This is a genomic window from Calothrix sp. NIES-2100 (genome assembly GCF_963875285.1).
Taxonomy (GTDB): domain Bacteria; phylum Cyanobacteriota; class Cyanobacteriia; order Cyanobacteriales; family Nostocaceae; genus Aulosira.
In genome coordinates, this window is record NZ_CAWNLA010000001.1 from 2613941 (window position 1) to 2624633 (window position 10693).

Annotated in this window: 12 protein-coding genes; 7 read left to right on the forward strand and 5 right to left on the reverse strand. The window is 40.4% G+C overall.

From position 1 onward, the window contains the following. The first annotated feature begins 71 nt into the window (after nt 1-71). Nucleotides 72-263 (forward strand): type II toxin-antitoxin system RelE family toxin, encoded by a 192-nt coding sequence (locus AACU32_RS11255; protein ID WP_339378678.1) that lies wholly within the window; start codon nt 72-74, stop codon nt 261-263. Next, nucleotides 253-564, forward strand: a complete 312-nt coding sequence (locus AACU32_RS11260) for a CopG family transcriptional regulator (RefSeq protein ID WP_339377771.1) — start codon at nt 253-255, stop codon at nt 562-564. The genes AACU32_RS11255 and AACU32_RS11260 overlap by 11 nt, the downstream gene beginning before the upstream one ends. A gap of 14 nt (nt 565-578) precedes the next feature. Here the strand turns inward: AACU32_RS11260 and AACU32_RS11265 are convergent, their stop codons facing one another. Further along, complete coding sequence (locus AACU32_RS11265; RefSeq protein ID WP_096599651.1) at nt 579-1268, reverse strand: sporulation/spore germination protein; 690 nt, start codon at nt 1266-1268, stop codon at nt 579-581. A gap of 181 nt (nt 1269-1449) precedes the next feature. Between AACU32_RS11265 and AACU32_RS11270 the strand changes: the two genes are divergently transcribed. From AACU32_RS11270 to AACU32_RS11290, 5 genes are all read left to right on the forward strand, one after another. Continuing rightward, complete coding sequence (locus tag AACU32_RS11270) at nt 1450-2919, forward strand: integrase (protein WP_096599652.1); 1470 nt, start codon at nt 1450-1452, stop codon at nt 2917-2919. Nucleotides 2920-3154: 235 nt separating this feature from the next. Next, on the forward strand, nt 3155-6484 hold the full coding sequence (locus AACU32_RS11275) for a PAS domain S-box protein (RefSeq protein WP_096599653.1): 3330 nt from the start codon (nt 3155-3157) through the stop codon (nt 6482-6484). 116 nt (nt 6485-6600) lie between these two features. Continuing rightward, nucleotides 6601-7239 carry a Uma2 family endonuclease gene (locus tag AACU32_RS11280; RefSeq protein WP_096599654.1) on the forward strand — a complete coding sequence of 213 codons (639 nt, stop codon included), beginning with the start codon at nt 6601-6603 and terminating at the stop codon, nt 7237-7239. 60 nt (nt 7240-7299) lie between these two features. After that, nucleotides 7300-7497 (forward strand): hypothetical protein, encoded by a 198-nt coding sequence (locus tag AACU32_RS11285; RefSeq protein ID WP_096599655.1) that lies wholly within the window; start codon nt 7300-7302, stop codon nt 7495-7497. After that, nucleotides 7494-7760, forward strand: a complete 267-nt coding sequence (locus AACU32_RS11290; protein ID WP_096599656.1) for a type II toxin-antitoxin system RelE family toxin — start codon at nt 7494-7496, stop codon at nt 7758-7760. Before AACU32_RS11285 ends, AACU32_RS11290 begins: the two co-directional genes overlap by 4 nt. A gap of 30 nt (nt 7761-7790) precedes the next feature. Here the strand turns inward: AACU32_RS11290 and AACU32_RS11295 are convergent, their stop codons facing one another. The 4 genes from AACU32_RS11295 to AACU32_RS11310 form a co-directional block, all read right to left on the reverse strand. Continuing rightward, the gene (locus AACU32_RS11295) at nt 7791-8687 is read right to left on the reverse strand and encodes a M48 family metallopeptidase (RefSeq protein ID WP_096599657.1); all 897 of its coding nucleotides are present in this window, start codon (nt 8685-8687) and stop codon (nt 7791-7793) included. An 83-nt stretch (nt 8688-8770) separates the two neighbouring features. Further along, nucleotides 8771-8947, reverse strand: coding sequence for a DUF6887 family protein (locus tag AACU32_RS11300; RefSeq protein ID WP_190538824.1), 177 nt, complete (start codon nt 8945-8947; stop codon nt 8771-8773). Continuing rightward, entirely contained in the window at nt 8944-9120 is a 177-nt protein-coding gene (locus tag AACU32_RS11305; protein WP_339377772.1) for a DUF6888 family protein, read from the reverse strand. The genes AACU32_RS11300 and AACU32_RS11305 overlap by 4 nt, the downstream gene beginning before the upstream one ends. A 540-nt stretch (nt 9121-9660) precedes the next feature. Further along, on the reverse strand, nt 9661-10693 hold a 1033-nt coding region (locus AACU32_RS11310), incomplete at its 5' end, for a formylglycine-generating enzyme family protein (protein WP_339377773.1).

Sequence of the window (10693 nt, forward strand, 5' to 3'; positions counted from 1 at the left end):
TTTACGAAGTTAAATTTACCAAGGGTGCAAGAAAAATGTTGAGAAAACTATCTCAATAATGGACAGACCGCATACAAGCTAAAATAGATGACTTAGCAATAGAACCACGTCCTCACGGAGTTAAAAAGTTAAAAGGTGAATACAATGCATATCGAATTAGAGTAGGTGATTATCGCATTATATACGAGATTTTCGATGATTTTTTATTAGTAAGTGTTGTGGAAATCGCACATCGTAGTGAGGTATATAAAGATGAAGGTTAACAGTGACGGTAGGCTGAATAATCAGAAAAAAACTAGTCGTTTTGATGATTTGATTGATGCTGCTCGCAGTCGTCAACAACGAGATAACCCACAGCCAATTGAAGCTCAACCCACTTCCTTAAGCAAAAGTACCAATCCTGAATATACCCGCACAACTATCTATTTGCCTAAACATTTGCATCGCCAATTGAAAGCATCTGCTGCTTCTGATGGGCGACAAATGAGTGACATTATGACAGAGTTGATTGAGCAATGGCTGTTGTCTAATAATCAAGGGAAAGAGGGAGCAGGGGAGAAATAACAAATGACTAATGACTAAAACACAATTTCCTCACCTTTTTCGGTAAAGCGCACATCTTTAATTTTCCATTGAGCATTACTCGTCAGGGTTTTACGGACACTGCTAAATAAGGCAAATTGTTCACAACTAGAAAGAGAAGCTATTTGCCGTTTTGAGTTAGGCGCTACTCGTAAATCAACGGTAGCAACACCATTTTTCACATTAACTCGATAATTCGATAAACTAAAGTCGCCTGAATCTCTTTGCTCTAAAATTTTACCCACCGCACCTTTTACAGGCTCATCCGCTGGTACTGCAACTTTCTGGGGAATTAGTTGTTGACATTGAACATCACTTGTGTATAGGGTGACATTGGTGGTTTTGCCAGTGGTGACGCTAGGAGTTGCAGCCGGTGTACTTGGCGTGGGAGATTCTTTAGGTGAAGGTGTCTCTATGGTAGTTGCAGCAGGTGTGTTTGCTGTAGGGGATTCAGTAGGTGCAGGTGTCTCAATATCCTCTGATTTAGCTCTCAGATGAGCCATGCTGGGAGTTTCCCTAGGAAATGGGGATAATGTGCTAGCGGATGTTGTGGTTGGTGCTGGTATTTCGCTAGTAGTATCCTGACTAGGGGTGGAATTAGAACTACAGCTGCTGAGGCTAGCTGCGATCGCGGCCATAATAAATGCTAAGAGATATTTTTTAGTGGTATTTATCGTGTTATGCATAGCTTTGGAGTTATTAGGTTGTGTTATTAACTTCAGTGTTTTGGTTCTTATTTCCGTATAAATTTATAACTTTTGAGCTTGTCTATCCAACCTTGACTTTTTGAGCGATCGCAGCTGTTAAACCTTTAATTTGCAGGACTTTCCTCTTATACCTTGAATTTATAAGTTGCCAGAAATGCTTATGTCTAGCCATGAATCTAGTACATACGACCTCCGTAATACTGAATGGGACGGTGTGGGAATTGACCAATGGGAACCATCTAAGTGGAAACAATGGAAAGCCAAACATTCTCCTTCAGATGAAGGTGTTAAGGCTGAGCGTGAATATCTCAGAATCAAACACGCTATTGCGCAAGCCAACTCGGCATTAAGTTTGGATCGAGTGAAGGTGAAACTTAAGCTAACTAGTGCGAAAACTCTTGGGTTACAAGGGACTTTTCCCTGTAAACCTGGTGATGTTGGCAAAAATGGTAGTCCAAGTAAGCAGTATACCATTTCGTTTGGTTTTTTCGCGAATGACGTAGGTGTAAAAACGGCAGTAGTCAAAGCCAGGGAATTAGATTTGTTATTAATGACAAAGCAATTCCGGTGGACACCAGAATTACTAGGTAAACAAGCGCAGAAGATAGCTTTACCTGAACCGGAGAATTCTACCAAACTTATTAGTGAATGGATTCAGGATTATGAGCGGGAATTTTGGAAGACTCATGAAAAGAATCGTCAAGGAATCCGTACTTGGGAAACCCATTATCTGAGACATTTGAAAAAACTGCCTCAAGATTTACCTCTGTCTTTATCTGCTTTAGAAAAAGCGCTCTTAAGAACTAAGCCTAATACATCGGGGAGGTTTTTCTTAGTATGGCAATTGAAGAAGTTTTGTGAATTTTGCGGGATTAATGGTTTAAGAACCATTGCTGCTTATGCAACTCCTAAGCCTGAACCCACAATTCGTAAAGTACCATCAGATGAAGAGATTATTCAAGGCTTTACTAAAATTGGAATGCCTTTATCAGCATATGCTAGTAAAGAGAATCTCACCCAACCAGAACAATGGCAATGGGCATATGGGATGTTAGCGACCTATGGCTTAAGACCTCATGAATTATTTGCTGTAGATATAGAGGCTTTTACTCACCCTAACAATACTTTTCATCTCGTAAATTTAAATCCTAGTTTGACAGAGGGAACTAAAACCGGTGAACGCAGTTGTGGGATTCCACCATTACATCCCCACTGGGTAGAATTATTTGATTTAAAAAATGTGAAATTTCCTTACAATGAAGGAACACTTAGCAATAAAACGGCAAAAGTTCATATCAGATTTAGAGTGGCTAATTTAGGGTTTAGACCTTATGAATTACGTCACGCTTATGCTATACGCGGACATCGCCTGCAAGTTCCCATAAAAACAATGGCTGATTACATGGGACATACTGTGCAAGAGCATACTAAGACTTATCAAAGATGGATGAATGAGGATGCTAATTTAGCGATTTATCGAGAAGTTGTCATTCACAGACAGGGTACAACTAAGGAAGCTTTGAAGGCAAGAATTAGTGAATTAGAAGCAGAAACCCAGGCTTTGAAGGCGGAAAATGCCACACTTAAAGGATTACTAATTCAGCATCAATTGGGTGAGTTGTTGTCTTGAGAATTGTCAGTTGTCATTGATTCTTTTTGTGTGTCACCTCTTCACTGTTTAAATGCGTCTCCCTCATCGCCCTTATCCTCAAATTCTTTACAAAAAGTGAATTACGAATTATGAACTGGTACTGAGCGAAGTTGAAGTATTACGAATTAACCCAGAAATGTTGTTTGCCGAATTTAATTGGGAACAATAAACGTTGAAGTTTATTTTATTTCCCTAGCTGGCAAGTAACAAAACTATGGCTTGCAATCTTATCTCTGTAGATAAAAATACTTATGAATCCCTGCAACAAGAGCTGATAGAACTACGTCAGATGGTGGGTTCTCAGGACTGCTCTCCCAGTCTACAGCAGATGCGGTTGTTTATAGAGTATACGCCAGCTGCGATCGCTGTTTTTGACCAACAGATGCGCTACCTCTGTGTCAGTCGGCGCTGGCGAGAGGATTATAGCTTGGGTGATGGGGAAATTATCGGTCGCTCTCATTATGAAATTTTCCCGGAAATTCCCCAACGTTGGCGGGAAATTCATCAACGCTGTTTAGCAGGTGCTAGGGAAAAATCTGCCGAAGATGTCTTCATTCGTACCAATGGTACAAGTGAATGGGTGAAGTGGGAGATACATCCTTGGTATGAAGATGGTGAAATTGGTGGCATTATTATGTTTACGGAAGTGATTACTACTCGTAAGCAAGTAGAAGCAGAACTCAAACAACTCAATGAACAGTTAGAAGCTAGAGTAGAGGAACGGACAGCAGCGCTGCATTGTACTGAAGCCAGGTTGCAACGCATCGCAGATAATGTCCCAGGGATGCTTTATGAATTTCGCCTGACACCGGATGGGAAAATGTCCTTTCCTTATGCTTCTTCGAGATGTCGGGAAATTCTGGGATTAGAACCCGAACAAATCACAGAAGATGCGTCCTTAGTATTTAGCCTTGTTCACCCTGAGGATCTCGTAGAAGTACAAAAAGCCACTGCTAACTCTGCGCAAACTCTACAAAACTATGAAAGCGAGTGGCGGATGTTCACTCCCTGGGGACAGCAGAAATGGATTAAGGCATTTTCCCGGCCAGAACGCCAAGAGGACGGTGATATTTTCTGGTATGGTTGCCTATTTGATATTAGCGACCGCCAAATCATTCAGCAACAACTGCAAGCACAGGCACAGTTTTTGCAAAGTATCTGGGAAGGTGTAGATTATGGCATCTTTGTCTTAGATGTTTTAGATGATGGGGCAGAATTTCGTTACGCTAAATTCAATCCAGCCATTCTCAGAAATAGCCCCATTCCCCTGGAATCTTTCTTAGGAAAAACAATCGCCGAAGCTTTACCTGGGGATATGGCATATTACTATCGCCAACGTTACCGTGAATGCTTCAATTTGGGCAAGAGTATATTCTATGAAGAGTTTTTCTATACCGATGATCAAGAAATTTGGTGGCTACTAAATGTCACGCCACTTTTGGATAGCACTTCACGAATTTCTCAGTTAGTAGTGACGGCGACTGACATTACAGAACGCAAACAAGCTGAACAAGAACGACAAAGGTTTGTGTCTCTCATTGAAAATAGCAGTGACTTCATTGGTTTTGCCAGCTTAGAAGGAAAACCAATATTTATTAATGAAGCTGGACTCAAGCTAATTGGTATTGATAATTTAGAAACTGTTCCCGACTTCAGAATTATTGATTGTATCTTCCCAGAAGATAGAGAATATATGCGGCGTTCCATTCTCCCTACTGTCATCAAAAGTGGTTTATGGCAAGGAGAATATCGGTTTCGAGATTTTCAAACTGAAGAACCCATCCCAGTTGATTTTAATATGTTCATAGTTAAAAGTCCTGAGACTGGCGATCCTTTGTGTTTGGCAACAATTACTCGTAATATCAGCGAACGTAAACAAGCCGAAGCTCAATTAAAAGAACAAGAACAGTTCTTACGCAGTATTTATGATGGGGTTCCGCAATTAATATTCATTGTCAATGTTCTAGAAAATGGTGAATTTCGGTATGCTGGTTGTAACTCATCAGCAGAAAAAATAGTAGGAATGAATCATGATAAGATGACTGGTAAAACTCCAGCAGAGTTGCTTGGTTCTATTGCAGGTGCAGTAATAAGTCAGCGATATCAAAGTTGTATAGAATCTGGTACGGAAATTTCCTATGAAGAATGTTTGACTTTTGATGAGCAGAAAACCTGGTGGTTTACTACAATCAATCCGCTGCGAAATAGCGAAGGTAGAATTTATCGCCTCGTGGGGACAACTTTAAATATTACAGAGCGTAAACAAGCCGAAGAAGCACTCCAAGCTAGTCAGCATTTCATTCAACGCATTGCGGATTCTTCTCCCCATATTCTCTACATTTTTGATTTAGAAGAACAACGTAATGTTTACGCAAATCAAGAAATTGTCACTCTTCTGGGTTACTCTCACGAGGAAATTTACCAGATGGGAGATCATCTGATTCCCAATATTATGCATCCAGATGATCGGGAAATTGTCAGTAATCAACATCAGAACTTTCTGACTGCTGAAGATGGTGATATTGTTGAGTTTGAATATCGCGTCAGACGCGCCAATGGTGAGTGGTGCTGGCTCTACAGTCGAGAAACTCCTTTCAACCGCAATGATGACGGAATTATCAAACAAATTCTTGGTGTATCAACTGATATAACTGCACGCAAACAAGCCGAAATTAAATTACAACAACAAGCACAAAATTTGGAAGAAACTCTGCGCGAACTCCAACGCACCCAAACCCAATTGATCCACAGTGAAAAAATGTCCTCAATTGGTAATATGGTTGCAGGTGTCGCCCATGAAATTAACAATCCAGTGAATTTTATTCATGGTAATCTGATTCCCGCCAGTGAATACACTCAAGATTTGTTACGGTTGGTGGAATTATATCAACAATACTACCCCAATCCTCCTGAAGAAATTGCCGCAGAAATTGCCGATATTGACCTAGATTTTCTTAAAGAAGATTTAGTAAAACTGCTCCAATCTATGCGTATAGGTACACAGCGCATTCGGGAAATCGTCCTATCGCTGCGTAATTTCTCCCGCTTGGATGAAGCTGAATTTAAGCAGGTAGATATCCATGAAGGTATTGATAGTACTTTGATGATTCTCCACAACCGTCTAAAAGCTAAACCAGAGCATCCAGAAATGGTCATCTTTAAAGAATATGGTCAACTTCCCCTGATTGATTGCTATCCTGGACAATTAAATCAGGTGTTTATGAATATTTTGAGTAATGCTATTGATGCTTTAGAAGATATCAAAAATCCCCAAATTCGCATTTATACAGAAGTTATTAATAGTAATTGCATAGCCATCCGCATTGCAGATAATGGTAACGGAATTACTCCAGAAATAATATCTAAATTATTTGACCCTTTCTTTACTACTAAAGATGTGGGGAAGGGAACGGGATTAGGTTTATCAATAAGTTACCAAATTGTCGTAGATAGACATGGTGGTAAATTATTTTGTAACTCTACACCCGGACAAGGAGCAGAATTTGTCATTGAAATTCCTGTGACACAGCACGAAGTTAACTGAAGCAAAAATTGCGCTTTAGATCCCCGACTTCTTGAAGAAGTCGGGGATCTAAATCCGCTTTCGGCTGTATGATGGAGTTGGTACTAGTTAGGTGAAATTTAGCAGCGAGGGAAGTTATGTTACTTAAACTCAACCAACTAATTGTACCTGTAGGTCATCAATTATTAATTAAAAATATATCCTGGTCGGTATACAAAAATATTTTGGCTGAATTGGGTGAAAATCGCAGTTCTCGGATATCTTACAGTCAAGGGATGTTGGAAATCATGGCTCCATTACCAGAGCATGAAGTAGCTAAAGTTATTATTGGGGATTTAGTGAAGGCTCTACTAGAAGAACTCGACATTGAATTTTGGAGTTTGGGATCTACTACTTTCGACCAAGAAAAAATGGATGCTGGGGTAGAACCTGATGATTGTTTCTACATTCAAAATGAAGCGGCTGTGCGCGGTAAGGATAGAATTGATTTAAGCGTTGATCCGCCTCCTGATTTAGCGATTGAAATTGATATTACCTCCCGCACTCGGTTTAATAATTATGAAGTATTAGGTGTGCCGGAATTATGGCGATCGCAGGGAAATAAATTAGAAATTAATGTGATGATTAATGGTAAATATGTCACCTCTACTGCTAGTGCTATTTTTCCGAATTTCCCGATTACTCAAGTTATTCCTGAATATTTAATGCGGAGTAAAACTGAGGGGAGAAATGCGGCGATGAGAGCGTTTCGCAGTTGGGTAAGAGAGCAGATATAATTTCAGCTTGAATATTACATTATTAGATAATATGATAAAAATTCTGCCGGAGGTTTAAAAATGGAAACTGCCACCAAAAGACAATCACTCCTTGAATTAATTAACGAGTATCTACATAATGCATCAGAAAGCACTTTAGAAAAAGTTTTAGAACTTTTAGAAGATGAAGAAGATATTAGAGATGCTCGTGCTGAGTTGTTAGATGCAAAAATCAATGGGACTGTATCTTGGGAAGAATATAAGAGAGAGACTGCGTGAGTTATCAAATTGAATTGACTAAAGGTGCAGTCAAGCAACTCAAAAAACTACCCAAAGATGTTAAAGAACGAATCGACGTAAAAATTCAAGAGTTAGCGATAGAACCTCGTCCTAACGGGGTTAAAAAGTTAGAGGATGAAGATTCTTTATATCGTATTCGAGTAGGTGATTATCGAGTTATTTATCAAATATATGATGATATTTTGTTGGTGAGTATTGTGAAGGTGAAACATCGCCGAGAGGTTTACCGAGATGAAAGTTAACATAAATCTCTGAAAATTACTTTTTTTTGACTACCAATTTCCTAAGAAATCCCAATCTTTGACATTTTCTGGCTGTTCAGTTTCTTGTGGTGGTTGGGAAGGATCTGATTGTAGCCATTGAGTGTATGCTCCAGATTCTACCCATTTCAACAATTCTGATGCGCGCATGACACTCCAAGGAATTTGATATTCCATAAAACTAAAAATTTTGGTAACTTGGTCTAATTTATCAAGCTCTTGGATCTGAAACTCACGGGCTTGCTGCATAAAATCTTCGATAACTTCTTTGGTTAAGTATTCAGTTGGTAAACCACCGAGTTTGATGAGAGATGCGATCGCAATATCAATATCCTGACATGCTAATAATCCAGCGCGATCGGCTGTGAATTTCGCCATCATGATCCAGTTGTACAATGCAACTTCAATCCCATTGGCGGCTAATCCGCCAAATCCTAGTGTCGTGCTTGTGATCAAATTTTTCAATAGTGGCATTACCACCGCCAGTTGCTGATATGTCAAATATTTTCCTTTGATGCGGGAAATTTCATGTCCGAAGATAAACAACAATTCGTCTTCTGTGAGCCATTCCAGCGTTTCTAGGTTGACTCCGATTAATGGTTTCTCAACGCCGATAGCATAGGTAGAAATGTGTCCTGTACCTCGGTAGATATACAAATCTGGGAGAGGTTCATCGAGAATCTGACAAGTTTCCACTAAAGCGTTGTGCAATTTGGGAAAGTTGCGCTCTTTGACGCGAAACTCATTACCCAGTGTTGATAGCCGCAGAAGCCGATCTATACCATACTCATTTATCTTTTTGAGTAGGAGTGGTAAACCTGGCATTTTTTGCAGTGCAGCCAAGGCTTTGCGATCAAAGGGATGTTGATAGCTTTCTGCACGCAATCCCTGGAGTATCTTTCGTGTCATCGGTCTTGGTCAACCTTTGTTACTTGTTAAAGTTGATTGTACCGTTGCAGGAAAAAATGGTGATCTTCTTAGATGATTTTTGGTTATGATGCCATTCTCTTTTTTATTTCCTCTATTAATTGTTCTGTAGTCTTGACTACTATACGTCCTGGTTTGGCTCTAACAATTTCCATATAGTGCTGAAATGCGTCTTCATCGTCAGGGTGTGCAATCACGTATTTTCTCAATTCGGCTTCGCTAAGGCTTAAATAGTCGCTCATTCTATTATTTTCTCCCCATTACTAAGAATTTCAATTTGGATAGATTCACCTATCAAAATCACGATTCGGTTGCTTCTTTCATCAAACCTCACCAGGGTTATGTCACGGAATAAATTGCTAGTGTGAACGCAAAAATCAAAAAATGCTTCGAGTTGCTCGACGGTAGGTTTCATTAATTATTGTTCATTTTTCCTTTTTACTAATATTAAAAGTTTCGCTTTTTCTGCCTTTGTCCCCGTACACACCCGTTTTTCATAGGTTTATTTTTACCAAGTTCGCTATAAGTTTAGTGTAGCGATATTAAATCTATTGTGGGTAAGGTTTTCAGCTTGTGCTGAGAAAAAGATTGAGAAAATCACCTGTTTTTGCAAAAAAATGTTGATTAACCCATTTTTCAACCCAACCTACGGCGGCTTTTAAGTTGGGCGATCGCAATTTTTCTCAATTATATTATTCTGTTGTTGTTGTAGCTTGCTTGCCGTTGGTTACGGAGTTAAACCCAATATTTGCGTTGTGTGTTGTGGTGGGAATGTTGGGTTTCGTTCCTACGGGTGAATTGATTGAATCGGACAACTGTTCGATTTTGCAACCTACCAAGCTATCCGACTCGGTTTTATTTTTGGACAGAGTCGCCTCCATCGCTGGACTAGGTCTGGACTCCCTGGTGTACGCCCGATAAATTCCCACTTATCAGCTCTGACTTTGGGGAGTACTCACGCCACAGCCACCGCAACCACGCGAAAACCCACATTGAGGTGACGATACGCGCGCGTGACGTAGTAGCGATCCGCAGACCGGCAACCCCTGGCGAGGTCGAACCAAGAACCGCCACGCAGCATCTGATAATCATTATCATTACCACTCAGCCATGCACTGCCGTCTGTTGGCGCTCCCTCGTAATTATTATGATATTTATCTAGACACCTTTCCCATATATTACCATGCATATCATATAAACCGAAAGAGTTTGGCGGAAATTTTCCCACATCTGTTGTTTGTTGACGATATTCACCTTTGGGTGCAGAGGCGTAAGGGTAGTTTCCGTTGTAATTTACTAAATCGGTGGTGATGGTTTCACCAAAATAAAAGGGTGTAATGGTTCCTGCACGACAAGCATATTCCCATTCGGCTTCGCTGGGTAGTCTGTAGGTGCGTTTTGTCTTTTGGCTTAACTTTTGACAAAATTCTACCGCATCATCCCAACTCACATTTTCTACAGGTTTTGATTCTCCTTTGAAACTGGAAGGATTATTCCCTATAATCGCTTGATACTGCGCTTGAGTAACTGGATATTTACCCATGAAGAAGCCAGGAACTGTTACTTGATGCTGTGGACTTTCATCACTATCTCGCTGTGCTTCCCCTGCTGGCGAACCCATTGTAAAAGTTCCCCCTGGTATCTGCACCATTTCCAAAGTGACACCATTCCCCAAGTTGTCGCTAAAATAATTCGCCTGACGGTTGCGACGGTTGGTGATGTTTCCCTGCGCATTTACTGTCACAACTTCAAAGGAAAAGGTTTGTAAGCGATTTTGTGAAGTGGGAGACTGGGTAACAGTGCTTGCTGGGGTTTTTGGAGTTCTTCTAAAGTCTCCTGTACCTGTTTTTGATGGAGGATAATTTTCTTTTGAACCAAATAACAACCGTTCACCGATAATCGCCAAACCAAATCCCGCACCCATCAACCCGACAGTTTGAATGATTCGCCGTCGTGATGGAAGGGGAGGTGGTGGGGGAGGAGGGGGA